Source organism: Xylella fastidiosa, assembly GCF_011801475.1.
In the GTDB taxonomy this organism is placed as follows: Bacteria; Pseudomonadota; Gammaproteobacteria; order Xanthomonadales; family Xanthomonadaceae; genus Xylella; species Xylella fastidiosa.
The window spans coordinates 2,167,048-2,187,595 of record NZ_CP044352.1; the positions used below are offsets into that span (position 1 = coordinate 2,167,048).

Genomic DNA, 20,548 nt, shown 5'->3' on the forward strand with positions numbered 1-20,548 from the left:
GAACGCAGCAAAGCTCCATCCGGTAGAAAAAACACCGGCTCGCTCTAAATCCTGTGGCATTAGGAACCGAGTGCAAGGCATCATGTAAGGCACATGCCAAACACGCAAGATCACTGGATCATCGTGTTGGCCCCTCAATTTGTTACACGATACGATCATGTAATGGCATGACACTCACTCAAGAAAACACTAATGCGCGTTCTTGTCAGTAACGACGACGGTGTCGACGCTCCCGGCATCAAGATTTTGGCGGACGCACTACGCAATGCCGGACACGAAGTGATGGTTGTTGCCCCGGATCGGGACCGTTCCGGCGCCAGCAACTCACTTACATTGGACACACCGATCAGAGCCAAACAAATCGACATGCATACTTACAGTGTCGCCGGCACACCCACCGACTGCGTGCATCTGGCACTCACCGGCCTGCTGAACTACGACCCAGACATCGTCGTCTCCGGAATCAACAACACCGGCAACCTCGGAGACGACGTGATTTATTCCGGGACAGTATCGGCAGCCATGGAAGGACGCTTCCTCGGACTCCCTGCAGTCGCCGTATCGTTGGTCACTCTCTGCCGCGAAGGACAGCAAGCACCTCAATATGAAACCGCCGCACACGCAGCAATAAATATTGTGGCGCAACTAAAAACCGACCCGCTCCCAGCCGATACCATCCTCAACGTCAACGTGCCAGATGTGACTTGGCAACAGATGCGCGGCTTCAAAGTCACCCGGCTTGGCAATCGTCACCGCTCCGCCCCCTGTCTCACCCAAACCGATCCGCGCGGACATACCATCTATTGGATTGGCCCCGCAGGTCCTGAACAGGACGCCGGCCCAGGAACTGACTTCGACGCAGTACGTAACACATACATCTCCATTACCCCGATTCACGTCGATCTGACCCGTTACCAAGCCCTGGAAAATGTCACCCGATGGACGGACAGACTCACCGCACACATGGACTGGCCCACATGACTGCACCTCCATCCCTGCAAGCGAAAGCCGTAGGGATCGGCATGACGTCGCAACGCGTCCGAGACCGCCTGGTCGAACGACTACGCGAATGCGGCATCCAAGACGAACGGGTACTCAGCACCATTCGCATCGTGCCACGCCATTTATTCATTGATGAAGCCTTGGCACTGCGCGCTTACGAAGACACCGCATTGCCCATCGGCCATGGACAGACCATCTCGCAACCCTGGGTCGTCGCACGGATGACCGAAGCTGTCATGCAGGTTGTCCCCAAAAAAATACTCGAGATCGGTACAGGTTCCGGCTACCAGAGCGCCATTCTGGCCTCACTAGGATTGGAGGTGTACACCATTGAGCGTATCGGCAAACTACTGCGTCAAGCACGTAAGCGTTTCCGCCAGCTTGGCATAAAAATACGCAGCAAACACGATGACGGGAGCACCGGCTGGACAGAACATGCACCTTACAACGCCATCTTGGTCACAGCAGCAGCCCCGACACTGATCGACACTCTCATCGAACAACTTGCAATAGGCGGACGCCTGGTGGCTCCTGTCGGCACCGCTTCAGAGCAAGCCCTAGTGCAGCTCACACGAACAATCGACGGTAGCATCACACACGAGATTTTAGAACCAGTCACATTTGTATCCCTGCTACCAGGGATGTTGGATTAAATCCACCTTAAGGACGCCATTGATGAAAATATTCGGTCCTTTGTACAACCGCGCAATCACCTGGTCACGTCATCGTTATGCCCCCGCACTCCTCACAGGACTGAGTTTCGTCGAAGGGTTCATCTTTCCCGTCCCGCCAGAAGTGATGCTGGCACCGATGTCGCTCGCCAACCGACATCAAGCACTGTGGTTCGCCACATTGAGTCTACTCGGCTCACTCGCTGGCGCACTACTGGGTTACTTACTCGGCCACTTCGCATTTGCAATAATGCAACCACTGATCGCATGGTTGGGCTGGAGCGAAGCCATCGATAAGCAAATACACCAACTGCAACAGCTCGTCCTCGAATCGCCATGGCGCGCGTTTTGGCTGCTCGTGTTGGTCGGCTTCACCCCGATCCCATTAAAAATATTCACCTGGGCATCGGGCATCGTCGGTGTACCTTTACTGCCGTTCTTGAGCAGCATGCTGATCGGCCGCGGCAAGCGAGTCTACTTAGTCGCTGGCGCAATCAAACTTGGCGGCAAACGCGCAGAAACCCTACTGCATCGATGGATTGAACCCCTTGGCTGGATCACCAGCGCGCTTCTGATCGGTCTGGTTGGCTGGGTTATCTGGAAAACCAAATTTGGATAATGGAAAGGTCAATGGAGATATCAAAACTATTACTGTCAACAGCACTCGCACTAGCACTCACTGCCTGCAGCACTGCCACTGCGGTACGCCCCAACAATACGAGCAACCCACGCACCACCGCCAAATCCAACCAAACTGTGGTTGTGAAACAGGGCGACACACTGTATGCAATCTCACGCCGCACCGGCGTTGCACCGCAAGATCTCGCCGCATGGAACAGGCTCACTGCATCCAAAACCATCTACCCGGGCCAAGTACTGCGTTTGTATCCAGAGGATGCAACAGCATCGCCCACGCCCACGCCCACACAGCCCGTCACATCCCGACCCACACCCTCAAACCCATCCCCAACGACAACCAGCACCGCTCCAGCAAATAGCGGCTTCAATTGGTTCTGGCCAACCGAGGGCGCTGTCGTCAGCAATTTCGTCGCTGGCCAAACCACCAAACAAGGCGTGAGTATCAACGGCAACAACGGTCAAACCATTCGCGCCGCTGCCAACGGTACAGTGGTGTACTCCGGATCGGCCCTGATAGGTTACGGCGAATTAATCATCATCAAACACAACGAGCAATGGATCTCTGCATACGGCCATAACCGAAAACGTCTGGTCAATGAGGGACAAACCGTCAAAGCAAACCAACCCATTGCCGAAATGGGCCGCATGCTGTATTTCGAGATCCGCTACAACGGTAAACCCGTCGATCCACTGGTTTATCTCCCCAAGAAATAACACACCACCGGCGATTCCAAGCAAACCCGTGCAAACGTCAATCGTCCTGCTTGAATCTGCTATTTTGCGAAGTCGTCCTATCGAACACCATTACAGCGCTCGATTCTGATGAGTCACTCTTATTTCCAATAAATAACGATACACCCGTATTATGATTGCAATTGACAAACTGTTTTTTCTGATGCTTACCACCTCCAGCAGAGACAGCCACCGCCCCTCATATCTCGCTGACAACACTCAGAGCAGCACACAACACGTTGCCAAATTCAGAACAGCAAACTGCATAACGACAACATGAGATCTGCCTGTTCCATCGTCAGGTACCTATCCAAGTCGTTTTTAACCACTTTCAGCGACACAATCGCACTACAAACCCCAACGCTGTTTGTGCAAATCACATCAGCACACAACCAAGCGCAGATACATTGAGCACATCATTATTTAAAAAAGCTGGAGATCTATCCGAATGACTTAAAATCCTTGTGAATATGTTGGAATCACCGTAACATTGGCCGCTTGCTTCGGGGTGTAGCTCAGTCTGGTAGAGCGCTACGTTCGGGACGTAGAGGTCGCAGGTTCGAATCCTGTCTCCCCGACCAGCGTCCAGAACAACCCAAAAACTCCTAAGTCCGCATCACTACGAAGATTCCAAGCGTTTCCCCGCTCCTTTCCTTCCTCACCTTCAGCTTATTACATCAACCCCCAAGCCCCCCAAGCATGACGTCATACACTTGGTCGGCTTCCAGATGCCCCCACAACGCATTCATCATTCAAACCGATACGAAAGTCATCCCAAAGCCAACACAAACATTCGCCACCGAGACGTGCTTAACGCCACACGCCGCATCAGCATGCATCACCAAACCTGATTGGGCATAGGCCGCAACATGACGCTTCAAATAAAACGTGCCTTTATCCCTGCATCCGTCCCTTGCCGGAAATCATTCTTCACATTGACTCCGTTGTGAATGAACAGATTTCAACGCACCGCTGTTCCGTTGACGACAACGCCGACGATTGAGACCAGAAGTGAGCAGTGCATCGAACAAATACAAAGGCATTCGATCTACAGCGCTTTACTGACACCGGCCACACAATGACATTGAACGGCAATGCTGCATCCAACCTGGAAACGGCATTTTGCAAATGCATCCTGGTACAACCAGAACAATGAAATCACTTCAATACTCCCCTTGGTCGCCTACTGATCCAAAACGCCGATCACAGATCACAGTATCGGCAACATTGATCGCACATACATAACGCAACAAAGACACCGTGAACATTGCACCCTTACCAAGCCCCGGACTGGTCGCACCAACATAACCCCCATGCATTTCCACCAAACTCTGCACAATCGCCAACCCCAGACCAAGCCCACCGTGACAACGGGTCGTCGTACCATCAGCCTGACGAAACCGACTAAACAAATGCGGTAGAAATTCGGCAGCGATCCCATCACCAGAATCCGTCACCGATACCCGGAAACTGTCGCCATCGGCATCAATCTCCACATCAATGCAGCCATCCGTTGGAGTAAATTTGATCGCATTAGACAACAAATTTTCGAATATCTGCCGCAAGCGCGTTGCATCACCCAACACCAAACACGGCATCTCCGGCGCGCGCAGCAGCAACCGCTGCCCCTTGCTCTCGACAACCTGCTCATACAACCCAATCACCTCGCGGATCTGCTCCACTAAATCCAGCACCTCCATTTCCAACTGCATCTTGCCCAGCAGCATGCTACTTAGATCCAACATATCCGAAATCAAACGCTTTTGAACCTTGGCGCTGCTAGCAATCACCGACAACCCTTTGTAACAAGGATGCTGCTCCTCAATGCGTTGCAACAACAACTCACTCCAACCCAAAATCGTCGTTAACGGGGTACGTAACTCATGCGAAAGCGTGGACAGAAACTCATCCTTCAATCGCGCCATATTCTCGGCCTCATTGCGCGCCGCACGCTCGGATTTCAGCAACTGCTCACGCGCCAACTCAATCTCAAGACGCTCCGTCACATCCTGACTGCTCCCCGTCAGACCGATGAAGTGACCATCCGGCGAATAACGCGGCGTGGCACTCATTTCAATCCAACGCCATTGCCCGTCATAACGACGTGCCCGTACCAACGCACGAAGCGCACTCTGCGTCTTCAGCGCCGCACTCAACTTGAACTCGAATATCAGCACATCCTCCGGATGCAGCACCATACTCCACTCTGGAAGCGTGCCACTGCTCAAATCGACACCGAAGAACTCCCCATACGCAGTATTGACGAACCGCATCCCTCCTTGTGCATCAAATACCCAAACGGGCATCGGCAAACCATCAGCCAAAATATTGAAACGCACCTCGCTCTCGGCCAACCTACGTTCCATACGCTTGTGCTCGGTGATATCCACAAATAGAACCCCAAGCAATCGCCCCTCCGGCGCTCCAACACGCATCACTTCCACCGAATACCAACGGCGCAACGCCCGCGCCTCGAAGTGAACCCGCTGCCCAGACAACGCAACCCCACCATAACGCTTAATGTATTCCGGCCCATCGTCAGGCATGATGCCGCACACGGACTCCCCAACCACCGAATCAAGCCGGAGATGGCGACCAAAGCTGGCATTGGTCAAACGGAATATACCGTCAACCGGTTGACCGTCATCCAACACTATCTGCACGATGCAAAAGCCAGCCTCAAGGGTACACAGCATCTCCCGGTAGACATCCGATGGGATGTCGAGTGACTGCAGGACAAGCGGAGGCGATATGTCCAAAAGAAAATCCGTACTAGATAAAACTTGTAGTAGCCACCATGGACCCCGAAACTGATCGGCACCGGACAACGTACTATCCAAGCACGCACCGTGTCGATATCAAGTCGAGAACACGATCAGATCACCACCAACGGCATCATAAAAACGTCATATCATGTCACCAAACAGAAACTATTTTGACATCAACAAACAGGCACATTGCTTTTTCACCCAGACAACAGAATGCGCATAGACACCTTGTCCAATTGCACCACGCACGACCGCAACAAGATCAAAACGATACACAAAAAGCCGATCACCGCAGCGCCTAATGCCCGCCCCCAGCTACTGAGAGAACAAAAAACGGTATAACCCATTTGACGCCAAACAGCTTGAACACCGTAGAAACACGACCGTAGTGAACGTTAGAAAAACACAAAACTGCTCCACTAGCAGCACCCCAGCCCTCACACTGCGCCCATCTCACCCAAATAGTATCGACGTACACGCTTAAGACCGCACAACAACTGATAAGCGCTCAAATTACAATGTGCCGCAAGTTCAGCCACACCCGGTTGCACACCCCACAATTGCACTTGACTGCCAACATCCGCCTGCGGATGGTCTGTCAGATCAACCGTCAACATGTCCATAGAAACCCGGCCGATCAACGGACAAACACGCCCATCAACCAAGAGCGGCGTACCATTGACCGCAAAATACGGGTAACCGTCTGCATAGCCCATCGCTACCACACCAACCCGGGTTGGCCGCTCAGTGACAAAGGATGCCCCATAGCCAACTGGCTCGCCGGCAGGCAACTCGCGTACCGCAATCAGCTTGGAATACACCATCATCACAGGACGCAATGGCCCACTAAGTGACGTGCTCTCCTGCGAAATAGGATTGACACCGTACAACATTAACCCGGGCCGACCCCAATCACTGTACAACCCTGCCCAACCAAGCAAACCTGAAGAGTTACACACACTTGCTGGCGCCACCATTCCCTGCGAAGCATGTGCAAAAACCGATGCCTGCTCATTGGTACGAGGATTATCCAACTCATCAGCACGGGCCAAATGCGTCATCAAGACGACCTCGCCCACCTGCGGCAGACTATGCAGAGACATCCAAGCATCACGAAACTCCTTTGGCTCCAAACCAAGCCGATGCATGCCACTATCCAACTTAAGCCACACCCCAATTGGAGATGGACTGTGGAACGCAGCCAACGCCCGCACCTGCCAGGACGAAGCAATCACAGTCCATAAATTGTGCTTAGCAATCAATTCCAGCTCTTCAACCTCGAAAAATCCTTCCAGCAACAGGATCGGTGCCTGGATACCGGCTTGGCGTAACTCCAACGCCTCTTCGATACACGCCACCGCAAAACCATCAACTTCAGCCTCCAAAGCCTGCGCACAACGCACCGCACCGTGACCATACGCATCGGCTTTCACCACAGCTAACGCCTTGCCACCGCCAAGACGGCGAGCAAATCGATAATTGTGACGTAACGCATCCAGATCAATTACGGCGTGGGCGGGACGCACGGAGCACACTCTTGCGGGCAAGGTATCGTCGACACCAAGTAACGGAACATATCCAACCCTTCACTGGAGATTTCACAAGGGCGACAACATATCAAATCGGCTAAATAACGGCCTGAACCGGATGACATCGTCCAACCAAGCGTGCCGTGCCCAGTATTAAGAAACAAACCCTGATAGGGCGTCGCACCGATCACCGGGGTCCCATCCGGCGTCGCCGGGCGCAGCCCAGTCCAAAACTCGCCACGCCCCAAATCACCGCACCCAGGGTACACATCCTGCACCACCATCTCCAACGTCGAACGGCGACGTGGATTCAACGACACATCGTAACCAGAGACCTCTGCCATACCCGCCACACGGATACGTTCATCGAAACGAGTAACCGCAACCTTGTAACTTTCGTCAAGCACCGTCGAAACGGGCGCACGCGACGCATCAATCATCGGCAACGTCAACGAAAACCCTTTCAACGGATACACTGGCAAACGCAAGCCCAACGGCGCCAATAACAGCGGCGAATAACTACCGAGCGCAACCACACAACAATCGGCACGCTCCAACGCTCCATTGATCCAAGCACCCGTCACACGAGGACCATCCACTTCCAAGCGTTGCACCGTACAACCGTAACGGAACTCAACCCCACGCTTAGCCGCCAACGCAGCCAACCGTTGCGTGAACAAACAACAATCCCCAGTCTGATCATGAGGCAAGCGCAGCGCACCCACAAAACGGACGCTACCATCGGCCAAACCAGGCTCAAACTTAGCAAGCTGATGCGGACTGAGCACCTCGTATGGAATACCGTACTGAGTGAGTAGTTCGATATCCCGAACAGCCCCATCAAGCTGCTGCTGCGTCCGAAATAACTGAATAGTCCCTAAACGGCGCCCCTCGAACGTGATCCCAGTTTCAGCAGATAACGCCTCCAACGCTTCACGACTGTACTCACTGAGACGCAACATCCGCGACTTATTCACTGCATAGCGCTCAGCAGAGCAATGGCGCAACATCCGTGCCAACCAAACATACTGATTCCAATCAGTCGTCGGACGAATCGACAGCGGCGCATGCCGCTCAAACAACCACCTCACAGCCTTCAACGGAACACCGGGGGCCGCCCAGGGCGAGGTATAACCAAAAGACAGCTGACCACCATTGGCATAACTGGTCTCCAGACCAGCACCAGACTGACGATCCACCACCACTACCTCACAACCAGCCTTGGACAGATACCAGGCACTGGTGGTACCGATCACGCCGCTTCCCAAAATGAGCACGCGCATCCGAAATCTCCGTCCAGATTATTCCATACAGCAATCACAGTCGGAGCACTATATCCGAGCACCATATAAGCTGCTACACATGCTTTTGTTACTGAAACCCACCCCAAAATTCAAACTAACCCTGGCCCTACCAAAAAACGATCACACCCAGACAGCACCTCACACAAACGGCAACCATGCCACCAAAAAATGACATCGCAACGTACACCATCACACCGGGCACACCACACATACCCAACCAAGTTCAACAGTGAAATGCAGCTCAAATAACATTCACTCAACACCCTGCACAGTACATCGCCAAATCTATCCACAAAAACGTGACTTCATCCAAAACATCAACAACCGTATTGACATCTTCCACCGCATCCTCTCCTCAGACCTTACGATGAATGTCACTTTCGACCTAACCCCGCCATCCCCATCGCAACGTGAAGCACTGATTGCCACACTCAACGCCGAAGAACGCCGCATCCTCCTGCAACACGGCACAGAAGCACCGTTCTGCAACAGACTGCTGGACAACAACCAGCTTGGAACCTACACCTGCCGGCTCTGCGGCCTCCCCCTCTTCCACTCCAACGCCAAATTCAAATCTGGCACTGGCTGGCCGAGCTTCTTCGAACCCTACACACACACACATATACGCAAACAACACGACACCAGCCACGGCATGATCCGCACCGAAATCCTCTGCGCACGCTGCAACAGCCACCTTGGCCACCTCTTCCCGGACGGCCCGCCACCGACCTACGAACGGTATTGCCTGAACTCCGTCTCACTCACCTTTATCCCAACCGGCACACTGCTTCCAGATCAACTACACCGCGGCGATAACACCACATACCGCACCTGACACACCCTGCAATCTCAAAACACACACAACACACCGCTAAAACACATTTTCACCTCAATAAAAAGGCCCCTACACCATCCCAATAAACAGCCGCCCCCTGCAACCTGCCCCCTCAACCCCATAGACATTCCCGATCGCGTAACACCACCTTCTTTCATCCACCATTTGATGGACTCCCCCCGTATGACACAACGTCCCTTCGCCCTACTACTAACACTCATTTTTGCACTGCCTGCGACCGCAAAAAATCCAACGGCCCTGTTCTACTTGATGAACAGCGATAAATCGACAAACTCCTTCCTTGCCCACGCCGACAAAATCGACACACTCGTCCCCACCTGGTACAGAGTAGACCCAACGGGAGTTGTCAACGGCACACCTAACGAACACGTCTACCGCATCGCCCAACAAAAGAAAATCACCCTCACCCCCATCCTCTCCATGTCCGGCAGCCGCGACGGCTTTCACACACTTCTGCATGACGAAGCAGCAAAAACCCGGATGAACACATTCCTGGTAAAAGAAAGCAAAGCACGCGGCTACAAAGGCTTCCAATTCGACTTTGAAAACATCGCCCAAACCGACCGTGGCGCCTATACCTTGATGGTCAAACAGACCGCCGAAGCCCTACATAAAGCAGGCATGACCCTATCAATCGCCATCGTCCCCAATGCACCTGGCCACCCAGAAGAAGGAGGCGACTTCTCCAAATGGATGTGGGAATACTGGCGCGGTGTCTACGACCTGAAAGCACTCGGTCAAGCCGCCGACCTCATCAGCCTGATGACCTACGACCAACACACCCGTTGGACCACCCCCGGCCCCGTTGCCGGCATGCCCTGGACCAAAAAGCACTTGGAATACGCACTGACCCAGGTACCGAAAGAAAAACTATCTCTGGGAATCCCCACCTATGGCTACCGCTGGTTCACCGGTAACCCAGTCAGAAAAGACGGCACTGAAAACTCCAACATTTCCGGCACCTACATTGACGCCGACAAATCATTCCCATTAGCCATCGCACAAAAAGCCAACGTGCAATGGGATCCTATAGAACAAGAATCATGGTTCTACTTTTACCGCGACAACATGCGCGAATGGGTCTTCCGCCCTGACGCACACAGCTTCCGTGCACGCTATGACCTGGTGAAACAGAATGGACTCCAGGGTTTCAGCTGCTGGGTGCTTGGTGCCGAAGACCCAAAAATGTGGGATGAACTGCCCCTCGCCACCCACTAAACACTCCCCTTGGCGTGTTGCCGCGACCTGCCACCATACAACGCAGCACACGCCAACCCCCAAGGAAACAACAGGATGCCCCCCACCCCCGTCCACCCAACACAGGCACTCCCATTACTGCGGGCATTGCTCACCCTGTGCATTGCCGCACTGTCAACAACGAGCTTCGACACCACCGCATCACACCATAAAAAATCACAACACCCATTACCCCCGAGAACTGCTTCCGGCCCACCACTACCACCACTACCACTGATCCCTGCACCCGTTCAAATACAACGCGGTCACGGCCAAATCCACATTGGCCCCCACACCCTGATCTCCATCCCCCCCAACGATACCGACGCACAACACAGCGCCACCTACCTAGCCACACTGCTACAGCACACCCGCAACCTGACATTACACATCCACACCGAAACCACCCCCACACCAGACAGCATCCGCCTACAACGCGACCCACAATCACCCGTCACTCAGACAGAAGGCTACACCCTGCAAGCCCTCCCCAACCAAGGCATGCATATCACGGCACGAGACGGAGCAGGACTGTTCTACGGCGCGATCACTGCATGGCAACTACTGACCGCCGACAGCAACCAAGGCCCAACCGAAATCCCTACCGTCACCATTCACGACTGGCCACGCTTCAAATGGCGCGGCCAACTCCTTGACGTCGCCCGTCACTTCCACGACGTAGACACCGTCAAACACGTGATTGACGCCATGGCACAACACAAACTCAACGTCCTGCACCTACACCTCACCGACGACCAAGGCTGGCGTATCGAAATCAAACGCTACCCCAAACTCACTGCAATCGGCGCCGAACGCATCCCACCGGGCGCCGGACGCCACGGCACCCCAGAACGCTACGGCGGCTTCTACACCCAAGATCAAATCCGCGAACTCGTGGCCTACGCCACCGAACGACAGATCACCATACTCCCCGAAATCGACATGCCCGGCCATGCACAAGCCGCCGTGGCAGCCTACCCCGACATCATCGGAGTCACCGGCACCACCCCACCCGTCAGCGTCGACTGGGGCATCAACCCCTACCTCTTCGACACCAGCACACCCAGCCTGGACTTCATCCGCAATGTACTCGACGAAGTACTCACCCTATTCCCCTCCCAATACATCCACATCGGCGGCGACGAAGCCGTTAAAGATCAATGGGAAGCCTCACACACCATCCACGCCCAAATGCGCAAACTGGGCGTGAAAGACACACATGCCATGCAAGGCTGGTTCAACACACAACTTTCCCAATACCTGACAACACATGACCGACGCCTGATCGGTTGGGATGAAATCATCCAAAGCGGCCTGCCAGACAACGCCGCAGTGATGTCCTGGCGCGGCGTCGAAGGCGCCATTACTGCCGCACAACAAGGACACGACGTCGTCCTCGCCCCCGCTGGCTGGATGTACCTAGACAACCTGCAAACCGAACGCAACGACGAACCAAACGGCCGCCTCGCCACCCTGCCCCTCTCCCGCGTCTACGCACTGGACCCCGTCCCCAAAGAACTGACCCCCGACCAAGCCATCCACATCCTGGGCCTACAAAGCGCCCTGTGGAGCGAATACATCCCCTCACGCTGGCACATCGACCACGCCCTATTCCCACGCCTCGCCGCCGTCGCCGAAGTCGCCTGGTCCCCCATGACCGCACGCAACTGGGACAACTTCCTCAAACGCCTCCCCCCACAACTACACCGCTACCGCACCCTGCACATCGACTACAGCGACGGCCCATTCGCCCCCGACATCATGCTGCAACACCGCTCAGCCTACGTCCTTGCTGGCGCCCCCCCTCACATCACACTCAGCAACCAAACCAACACCGGCCAAATTCACTACACCACAAACGGCAACGAACCGACCCTACATTCCCCCCGCTACACCGCCCCATTTCCCATCACCCTCCCCACCACCGTCAAAGCAACCGTATTCACCGAAGACGGCCGCCCCCTGGCCACCACCCGCAGCCGCACCTTCGACCACAACACACTGCTGAGCGTGGACACCCAAGAATTACGCAACTGCTCCGACAAAGGACCACTGGGATTACGCGTCCCCCTCCTACCAGACATGCCCGACCCCAACACCCCCGTGTACAACGTCGACCTATTCCACGCCTGCTGGATCGTCCCCCAAATACGCCTCAACAACATACAAGTCATCCACATCGACGCCGCACGCCTAGCACGCAACTACGGCCTGGCCCACGACCAATCCAAAGTCATTCAATATCCCAAACACACCGCACACGGCGAACTGGAAATCCGCACCGACTGCAACAAAAAACCACTGGCCGTGATCCCCCTCCCGCCCGGAGACACCATCGGCGAACCATTCACCCTCGACGCCCCATTACCACCGACCATCGGCGTCCACGACCTGTGCCTACGCATCACCGCCCCCATCCACGGCCCACTGTATGCCATTGGTCGCGTCCAACTGATCCACAACACCCCCGCATCACCTCCGCCACCCACACACTGAACCCCACACCCCCTATGCCACGCCACCGACACATCTGCCTCCGCCTGGCCGCCTTCCCCCTACTCGCCTTTGGCACCCTCCTCACTGCCTCGGCCGCCCCACCCAGCAGCCACCCCCTCAGCAACTGGCACCTGCGCCTCGCCCCTGACCAACCCACAACACCCACCCTCCCCTTAAAAACAACCACCTGGCTGCCCGCACACGTCCCCGGCACCGTACAAACCGACCTCATCGCCGCTGGCATCGTCCCCGACCCCTTCTACCGTGACCAAGAAGCACAGATTCAATGGATCGGCCTCAACGACTGGCAATACCAAACCCATTTCCACATCGACACCGCCACACTGACCCGCCAACATATCGAACTCGTCTTCAACGGCATCGACACCCTCGCCACCGTCACCCTCAACGGCACCCCCCTGCTCCATCCCAACAACATGTTTCGGCGCTGGCGCGTGGACGCAAAACCACTGCTCAAACGCGGTGAAAATATCCTGGAAATAACCCTCTACTCACCCATCAAAAAGATTCAACCCTGGCTCACACAACAACCCTATGCCCTCCCCGGCGCCTACGACTCCGCCTTCCACGACGAACCAACCGCACGCCACAGCGCCACCTACGTACGCAAAGCACCCTACCAATTCGGCTGGGACTGGGACCACGCATCGTCACCACCGGCCTCTGGAAAAACGTCACCCTGGACACCTGGGACACCACCCGCATCAATGACCTGCACATCGCCCAACAACGCATCGACGCCGACACCGCACACCTAGAAGCACAACTCACCCTAGATGCAACGCATCGTGGCCCCGCCCACATCACCCTGCAAATCTTTGACCCAGACGGCCGCCCAATCGCCCAATACCGCCAACACCCCACCCTCGACACCGGCACCAACCACATCCACCTCCCCGTGCGGATTGCCCAACCGCGGCGCTGGTTCCCCGTCGGCTACGGCACCCCAGACCGCTACACCTTTAAAGCCACCGTCCGCGATGCCGCCGGCACCATCCAACACATCGAACGCATCACCGGCCTACGCACCATCACCCTGCGTCGCGAACCGGACCAATGGGGCAAAAGCATGACCCTCGTGGTCAACGGCATTCCGATCTTCGCCAAAGGCGCCAACCTCATCCCATTCGACAGCATCCCCACCCGCGTGACCGAAGCGACCATCCGCCGCACCCTCCAAGACGCCCACGCCGCCAATATGAACATGCTCCGCGTCTGGGGCGGCGGCCACTATCAAGACGAACACTTCTACGCCCTGGCCGACGCACTGGGCATCATGATTTGGCAAGACTTCATGTTCGGCGGCGCCATCCCCCCCGACGACGTGGACTTCCGCGAAAACGTCCGCCAAGAAGCCATCGAACAACTCACCCGACTTCGCGACCACCCCAGCATCGTTCTGTGGTGCGGCAACAACGAAGTACAGACCGGCTGGGAACATTGGGCCGACCGCATCACCTTCAAACAATCCCTGCCCCCTGAAGAACGCAGCAACATAGAGCGCGGCATGACCACCCTGTTCGGCAGCGTCCTGCGCGAAGCCGTCCACCTCTACTCCCCCGGCACCCCATACTGGGCCACCTCCCCCGGCACCGACCTCGACGGCCCAGCAGACCAAACCAACGACGGCGACATGCACTACTGGAAAGTCTGGGGCAACCCCGCACTCCCAGTCACCGAATACCTCAATATCACCCCGCGCTTCATGTCCGAATATGGCCTGCAATCCCTTCCGGATCTGCGCACCATCCGCACATTCACCCGCCCAGAAGACCTCTCCCTCACATCCCAAGTGATGCGTGCCCACCAAAAATTTGACAACGGCAACGGCAACCAACGCCTTCTGCTGTACATCCGTCGCGCATTCGGCGAACCCAAAGATTTCGAAAGCTTCATCTACCTGAGTCAACTGATGCAGGCCGAAGGCATTGCCATTGCCGCCCAACACCTGCGTGCCGCACGGCCACAGACCATGGGATCCCTCTACTGGCAACTTAACGACGTCTGGCCCGGCGCCTCCTGGTCCAGCATTGATTACGCAGGACGTTGGAAAGCCCTGCACTACTACGCACGCCGCTTCTACGCCCCCCTCATGATCGCCGCACTCCGTAAAGACGGCATGACCACCGTCTCCCTCGTTTCCGACCACACCACACCCCTGCACGTCCATTGGCGCCTGCGCGTCCTAGACATGGACGGCACACCACACCACACCGACGACCAACACACCACACTGCCCCCCTTGAGTAGCCTCCAAGTCGCACACTACAGCGACGCACAACTCCTCGGCCACGCCGACCCCACACACACCGTTGCCGTGTTTGAACTCCTGGATGGCAACACCCTCCTATCACGTCAAACCCTCCTTTTCGACGCCCCCAAACACCTAAAACTCCCCCAGACCCACATCCACAACGCCTGGAAGACAGACCACGGCATCTCTCTACTCACCCTGACCAGCCCGACCCTGGCACGCAACGTCTGGCTATCATTTGGCGATATTGATGCGCAACTTTCTGATAACGCCTTCGACCTCCTCCCCGGAGAACCCCTGACCATCCATATCCGCAGCACCGCCCCACTGACACAACTCCAACACGCCCTGCACATCCGTGACCTGGCCGCAACCCTGGCCGGTGCCCCACCCGAACCCGAAGCAGCCCAGTGACACCACACCCTTTATTGCTCCCCGCCTCTCCAACCAGCCCCCGTCACGTCTCCCACGCCCAGGAATAATGCGATGCCATTGCCCATTGCAGCCCCCCCCATACTGGCAAGCACCCTCACCCTGTTACTCGCCACAACACCCACCGCTGCGGCACTCACCCCCGAACAACACGCCGCCGCCCTAGTGGCACAGATGACCCGCCAAGAGAAAATTGCGCAAACAATGAACGCCGCCCCGGCCATCCCACGCCTGGGCATCCCCGCCTACGACTGGTGGAGCGAAGGACTGCACGGCATCGCCCGCAACGGCTACGCCACCGTCTTTCCCCAAGCCATTGGCCTGGCCGCAAGCTGGAACACCGACCTACTGCAACACGTCGGCACCGTCACCTCCACCGAAGCCCGCGCCAAATTCAACCTCACCGGCGGCCCCGGCAAAGACCACCCCCGCTATGCAGGACTCACCCTCTGGTCCCCTAACATCAACATTTTCCGTGACCCACGTTGGGGCCGCGGCATGGAAACCTACGGTGAAGACCCCTACCTCACCAGCCAACTTGCAGTGAGCTTCATCCGTGGCCTGCAAGGGGACACCCCCGACCACCCACGGACCATCGCCACCCCCAAACACTTCGCCGTACACAGTGGCCCAGAACAAGGACGCCACAGCTTTGACGTGGATGTCTCCGCATACGACCTGGAAGCGACCTACACCCCCGCATTCCGCGCCGCGATTGTCGACGGCCATGCTGGCTCAGTGATGTGTGCCTACAACGCCCTACATGGCACACCCGCATGTGCCTCCGACTGGCTACTCAACACACGTCTGCGCAACGACTGGGGCTTCAACGGCTTTGTGGTCTCCGACTGCGACGCAATCGAAGACATGACCCGATTCCATTTCTTCCGTCAAGACAACGCCAGCGCCTCAGCCGCCGCACTCAAGAGCGGCAACGACCTCAACTGCGGCAACACCTATCGCGACCTCAACCAAGCCATCGCGCGCGGCGACATTGATGAATCAACACTGGACCAGGCACTCATCCGCCTCTTCACCGCACGCCAGCGCCTGGGTACGCTGCAACCACGCGAGCACGACCCCTATGCCGCCATCGGCATCAAGCACATCGATACCCCAGCGCACCGCGCCCTTGCACTACAAGCGGCCGCCCAGTCACTCGTCCTCTTGAAAAACTCCGGCAACACACTCCCGTTACCCCCCGAGACCACATTAGCAGTCCTCGGCCCGGACGCCGACTCACTCACCGCCCTGGAAGCCAATTACCAAGGCACCTCCTCAACCCCAGTGACCCCACTGACCGGCCTACGGACCCGTTTCGGTACCGCCAAAGTCCACTATGCACAAGGCGCCTCCCTGGCGCCCGGCGTCCCAAACACCATCCCGGAAACCGCACTGCGCAACCACGGCCACCCCGGACTGAAAGGGGAATATTTCGACACGATTGACTTTTCCGGCCCACCGCACCTAGTGCGTCAAGATCGCATCATCGCCTTCAACTGGGACCACGTCGCCCCCGCACCAGGCATGAACCCCCACCGCTACGCGGTGCGCTGGACCGGCGAACTCCTCCCCCCCGGCCCCGGCACCTACACCTTCGCCGTGCATGTCGCGCGCTGCTTCGACTGCAACGGCCGCGACCCGATACGCCTGTACATCGACGATCGCCAAATCATCCCCGACAACGCCACAGCGGCCCAAGCGACCACGGCCCCCCAGCAGACAAATAACACACACCTTGAAGCAACCCTTCACTTTACCGATACCCGCCCACACCACATCCGCCTGGACATGGAACACCGTGGCGAAGACCAAGGCGTGCGTTTGGAATGGCTAGCCCCGGAAACGCCACAACTGGCTGAAGCCGAACGTGCGGTCGCACATGCCGATGCCATCGTCGCCTTCGTCGGCCTCTCCCCTGAGGTGGAAGGCGAAGAATTGCACATCGACACCCCCGGGTTCAGCGGCGGCGACCGCACCACGATTGACCTGCCCGCCACCCAAGAAACCCTGCTGCAACATGTGAAGACCACAGGCAAACCCCTGATCGTCGTCCTCATGAGCGGCAGCGCCGTTGCACTGAATTGGGCACAACACCATGCCGACGCCATCCTCGCCGCATGGTATCCCGGACAATCTGGAGGCACCGCGATCGCACAAGCCCTGGCTGGTGACGTCAATCCCGGCGGCCGTCTGCCGGTGACCTTCTACCGCTCGACCCAGGACCTGCCCCCCTACATCAGCTACGACATGACCGGACGCACCTATCGCTACTTCAAAGGCCAACCGCTCTATCCATTTGGCTACGGCCTGAGCTATACCCAATTCGCCTACGAAGCACCGCAGCTCTCCACCGCAACCCTGAAAGCGGGCAACACCTTGACCGTCACTACCCACGTCCGCAATACCGGCACCCGGGCTGGTGATGAAGTCGTGCAACTTTATCTAGAACCCCCGTACTCCCCACAGGCACCGCTGCGCAGCCTGGTCGGCTTCAAAAGAGTGACATTGCGCCCTGGCGAATCCCGCCTGCTGACCTTCACACTAGACGCACGGCAACTCAGCAGCGTGCAGCAGACCGGGCAACGCAGCGTCGAAGCCGGTCACTACCACCTCTTTGTGGGCGGTGGCCAACCCAACACCGGCGCACCCGGCGGAACCGCCGCATTCTCAATCATCGGCCGCGCCCTGCTCCCGAAATAATTTGGTGCGTACTGTGCCCGACAGCACATCCCCTCGTGTGAAGAATCCGCGAAGATGACCCCAGCAACACTCACAGCCACGCACACCAGCATCAACAGCCACCCAACGCATCACCAATGCATTGCACAGATGGATAGATTGATATTTCACGCAACGTGTCACCACGCAACACCACTGCCCCAATGGCAACAGCGCCATCAACACTGTCTATGAACAGCACCTCATGGATGCCTCCATCCCCAGCTAGCGGACCCAGCCACACCAGCGCCTGCACAATGACTGGCGCCCCATCACCGCCGTACAAGACAGCAGGAAAGGGATACCCGCCACATAGCCCCCTACCATCTGTGTGTCGGTGTGCACTGCACATCACCCCATGACATCACCATTGCCTCCCTTCCCCCTCCAGCAGCGCCTGAGTCGCCGCACCCTGCTGCGCTTTATCACTCATACCGCGGGGATTGCGCTGCTCAATCCCATAGGGCTGGCACAGAGCGCACCGCGCGCAGGCAAGCCCCCTGCATCATCCTCCGACTTCATCAGCCGCCGCCCACCCCAAGCACAGCGCCGCTTTGTCAGTGCTGCGGTGGAACAGCATTTGATACACATCAAAGCCAAGATTGCTGACCCTGAATTGGCTTGGCTGTTTGAAAACTGCTATCCGAACACGCTGGACACCACCGTCACCACCGGCACCCGCAACGGCAAGCCCGACACCTTCATCATCACCGGCGATATCCAAGCACTCTGGCTGCGTGATTCTGCGGCACAAGTGCAGGCCTATGTCCCCTTGGCCCGCCATGACCCCGCGCTGCGCCGTTTATTCCACGGCCTGATCCAACGCCACGCGTCATGCATCCGTTTGGACCCTTACGCCAATGCCTTTCTGCCCGATGGGGTTAGCCACCCTTTGAAATGGTCCGTCAACGATGTGACGCAGATGCAACCAGGGATTGGGGAGCGTAAATGGGAAATTGATTCCCTGTGTTACCCCATCCGCTTAGCGCATGCCTATTGGCGCGCCAGTGACGATATCGCACCGTTTGACGAGGACTGGCGACAGGCCATGCACATCGTGCTGCGCACCTTCAGCGAACAACAACGCTTGCAGACTCTCGGCCCGTATACCTTCCAGCGTCCAGCACTGCGGGCCACTGAAACATTGATGCTGGAGGGCTACGGCGCGCCGACGCGACCCAACGGGATGCTGCACTCGATGTTCCGTCCCTCCGACGATGCCTGCACCTACCCCTTGTCGGTGCCAGAAAATCTGTTCGCCGTCATCACGCTGCGCCAGCTGGCTGCAATGAGCGAGGCGATTCACCATGATGCTGCATTTGCAAGCCAGTGCCGCAGCCTAGCCCACGAGATCGCGCAGGCGACACAGCAATTGGGGCTGATGCACGATGCGGACAACCACCCCTTCTGGGCCTACGAAGTAGATGGCTATGGCAACCAATTATTTATGGATGATGCCAATGCTCCGAGCCTGCTCAGCTTGGCTTATCTGGGCTGCTGCACGTCGACCGATCCGGTGTTCTTACGCACCCGTGACTTGGCCTGGAGCGCGCGGAATCCGTATTTCTGTCAGGGACGCGCCGCTGTTGGGGTGGGTAGCCCACACACGGGGCGCAATACTATTTGGCCGATGTCGATCATCCATTACGCGCTGAGTAGTCACGACGACACTCAGATCCAACGCTGTTTGCACTGGCTGAAAACCACCCATGCCGGGACCGGCTTCATGCACGAAGCATTTCATCAGGACGACCCAAGCACGTTTACCCGCAGTTGGTTCGCCTGGGCGAATAGTTTGTTCGGTGAATTGATCGTCGATCTGGCACAACGCAAGCCGCATCTGCTCGGAGGGAACCGCTGTGCTGCGCTGCTGAATGGATGAGTTGT

The 20,548-nt window shown here is 56.9% G+C and carries 15 protein-coding genes, 1 tRNA gene and 1 pseudogene; 12 read left to right on the plus strand and 5 right to left on the minus strand.

Going from position 1 to position 20,548, the window contains the following annotated elements; genetic code table 11:
• The first annotated feature begins 192 nt into the window (after positions 1-192).
• From surE to F7G16_RS10050, 5 genes are all read left to right on the plus strand, one after another.
• Entirely contained in the window at positions 193-981 is a 789-nt protein-coding gene (gene surE, locus F7G16_RS10030; protein WP_004084374.1) for a 5'/3'-nucleotidase SurE, read from the plus strand.
• Positions 978-1,655 carry a protein-L-isoaspartate(D-aspartate) O-methyltransferase gene (locus F7G16_RS10035; RefSeq protein WP_011098268.1) on the plus strand — a complete coding sequence of 226 codons (678 nt, stop codon included), beginning with the start codon at positions 978-980 and terminating at the stop codon, positions 1,653-1,655. Before surE ends, F7G16_RS10035 begins: the two co-directional genes overlap by 4 nt.
• 22 nt (positions 1,656-1,677) lie before the next feature.
• Entirely contained in the window at positions 1,678-2,292 is a 615-nt protein-coding gene (locus F7G16_RS10040; RefSeq protein ID WP_004088189.1) for a YqaA family protein, read from the plus strand.
• Positions 2,292-3,026, plus strand: coding sequence for a peptidoglycan DD-metalloendopeptidase family protein (locus tag F7G16_RS10045; RefSeq protein WP_011098270.1), 735 nt, complete (start codon positions 2,292-2,294; stop codon positions 3,024-3,026). Before F7G16_RS10040 ends, F7G16_RS10045 begins: the two co-directional genes overlap by 1 nt.
• Positions 3,027-3,548: 522 nt before the next feature.
• Positions 3,549-3,625: transfer RNA gene (locus F7G16_RS10050), tRNA-Pro, on the plus strand.
• A 171-nt stretch (positions 3,626-3,796) separates the two neighbouring features.
• Here F7G16_RS10050 and F7G16_RS12595 read toward each other — a convergent pair.
• Positions 3,797-3,925, minus strand: a complete 129-nt coding sequence (locus F7G16_RS12595; protein ID WP_020852843.1) for a hypothetical protein — start codon at positions 3,923-3,925, stop codon at positions 3,797-3,799.
• Positions 3,926-4,062: 137 nt separating this feature from the next.
• Here F7G16_RS12595 and F7G16_RS12025 point away from each other — a divergent pair, with 137 nt between their 5' ends.
• The gene (locus tag F7G16_RS12025) at positions 4,063-4,200 is read left to right on the plus strand and encodes a hypothetical protein (RefSeq protein ID WP_155115085.1); all 138 of its coding nucleotides are present in this window, start codon (positions 4,063-4,065) and stop codon (positions 4,198-4,200) included.
• 7 nt (positions 4,201-4,207) lie between these two features.
• Here the strand turns inward: F7G16_RS12025 and F7G16_RS10055 are convergent, their stop codons facing one another.
• From F7G16_RS10055 to F7G16_RS10065, 3 genes are all read right to left on the minus strand, one after another.
• A complete protein-coding gene (locus F7G16_RS10055) occupies positions 4,208-5,740 on the minus strand; it encodes a PAS domain-containing sensor histidine kinase (protein WP_014607478.1) in 1,533 nt (510 codons plus the stop codon).
• Between the two features lie 509 nt (positions 5,741-6,249).
• Positions 6,250-7,338, minus strand: a complete 1,089-nt coding sequence (gene alr / locus F7G16_RS10060; RefSeq protein ID WP_004088182.1) for an alanine racemase — start codon at positions 7,336-7,338, stop codon at positions 6,250-6,252.
• On the minus strand, positions 7,317-8,624 hold the full coding sequence (locus F7G16_RS10065; protein WP_004088180.1) for a D-amino acid dehydrogenase: 1,308 nt from the start codon (positions 8,622-8,624) through the stop codon (positions 7,317-7,319). Before F7G16_RS10065 ends, alr begins: the two co-directional genes overlap by 22 nt.
• A gap of 388 nt (positions 8,625-9,012) precedes the next feature.
• On the opposite strand from F7G16_RS10065, the gene msrB reads away from it, so the two are divergent.
• The 5 genes and pseudogenes from msrB (at position 9,013) to F7G16_RS10090 (ending at position 18,643) form a co-directional block, all read left to right on the plus strand.
• The gene (gene msrB, locus F7G16_RS10070) at positions 9,013-9,480 is read left to right on the plus strand and encodes a peptide-methionine (R)-S-oxide reductase MsrB (protein ID WP_004088178.1); all 468 of its coding nucleotides are present in this window, start codon (positions 9,013-9,015) and stop codon (positions 9,478-9,480) included.
• A gap of 183 nt (positions 9,481-9,663) precedes the next feature.
• Positions 9,664-10,719, plus strand: coding sequence for a glycosyl hydrolase family 18 protein (locus F7G16_RS10075; protein WP_004088175.1), 1,056 nt, complete (start codon positions 9,664-9,666; stop codon positions 10,717-10,719).
• A gap of 75 nt (positions 10,720-10,794) precedes the next feature.
• Positions 10,795-13,233 (plus strand): beta-N-acetylhexosaminidase, encoded by a 2,439-nt coding sequence (locus tag F7G16_RS10080; RefSeq protein ID WP_004088173.1) that lies wholly within the window; start codon positions 10,795-10,797, stop codon positions 13,231-13,233.
• Positions 13,234-13,247: 14 nt separating this feature from the next.
• Positions 13,248-15,922: pseudogene (locus tag F7G16_RS10085) on the plus strand (beta-mannosidase).
• A 72-nt stretch (positions 15,923-15,994) separates the two neighbouring features.
• Positions 15,995-18,643, plus strand: a complete 2,649-nt coding sequence (locus F7G16_RS10090; RefSeq protein ID WP_004088169.1) for a glycoside hydrolase family 3 protein — start codon at positions 15,995-15,997, stop codon at positions 18,641-18,643.
• A gap of 91 nt (positions 18,644-18,734) precedes the next feature.
• On the opposite strand, the gene F7G16_RS10095 is transcribed toward F7G16_RS10090, so the two are convergent.
• Positions 18,735-18,947 (minus strand): hypothetical protein, encoded by a 213-nt coding sequence (locus tag F7G16_RS10095; RefSeq protein ID WP_012382744.1) that lies wholly within the window; start codon positions 18,945-18,947, stop codon positions 18,735-18,737.
• Positions 18,948-19,019: 72 nt separating this feature from the next.
• Here F7G16_RS10095 and F7G16_RS10100 point away from each other — a divergent pair, with 72 nt between their 5' ends.
• Positions 19,020-20,543 carry a glycoside hydrolase family 125 protein gene (locus tag F7G16_RS10100; RefSeq protein WP_004088167.1) on the plus strand — a complete coding sequence of 508 codons (1,524 nt, stop codon included), beginning with the start codon at positions 19,020-19,022 and terminating at the stop codon, positions 20,541-20,543.
• Positions 20,544-20,548: the final 5 nt, after the last annotated feature.

What these genes read in the sequence shown, in the direction of transcription:
- F7G16_RS10045 (WP_011098270.1), top strand. Translation starts at nt 2,292, where the DNA reads ATGGAAAGGTCAATGGAGATATCAAAACTATTACTGTCAACAGCACTC.
- F7G16_RS10065 (WP_004088180.1), bottom strand. Translation starts at nt 8,624, where the DNA reads ATGCGCGTGCTCATTTTGGGAAGCGGCGTGATCGGTACCACCAGTGCC.
- surE (WP_004084374.1), top strand. Translation starts at nt 193, where the DNA reads ATGCGCGTTCTTGTCAGTAACGACGACGGTGTCGACGCTCCCGGCATC.
- F7G16_RS10090 (WP_004088169.1), top strand. Translation starts at nt 15,995, where the DNA reads ATGCCATTGCCCATTGCAGCCCCCCCCATACTGGCAAGCACCCTCACC.
- F7G16_RS10075 (WP_004088175.1), top strand. Translation starts at nt 9,664, where the DNA reads ATGACACAACGTCCCTTCGCCCTACTACTAACACTCATTTTTGCACTG.
- msrB (WP_004088178.1), top strand. Translation starts at nt 9,013, where the DNA reads ATGAATGTCACTTTCGACCTAACCCCGCCATCCCCATCGCAACGTGAA.
- F7G16_RS10080 (WP_004088173.1), top strand. Translation starts at nt 10,795, where the DNA reads ATGCCCCCCACCCCCGTCCACCCAACACAGGCACTCCCATTACTGCGG.
- F7G16_RS10100 (WP_004088167.1), top strand. Translation starts at nt 19,020, where the DNA reads ATGACATCACCATTGCCTCCCTTCCCCCTCCAGCAGCGCCTGAGTCGC.
- F7G16_RS10040 (WP_004088189.1), top strand. Translation starts at nt 1,678, where the DNA reads ATGAAAATATTCGGTCCTTTGTACAACCGCGCAATCACCTGGTCACGT.
- F7G16_RS10035 (WP_011098268.1), top strand. Translation starts at nt 978, where the DNA reads ATGACTGCACCTCCATCCCTGCAAGCGAAAGCCGTAGGGATCGGCATG.
- F7G16_RS10055 (WP_014607478.1), bottom strand. Translation starts at nt 5,740, where the DNA reads ATGCTGTGTACCCTTGAGGCTGGCTTTTGCATCGTGCAGATAGTGTTG.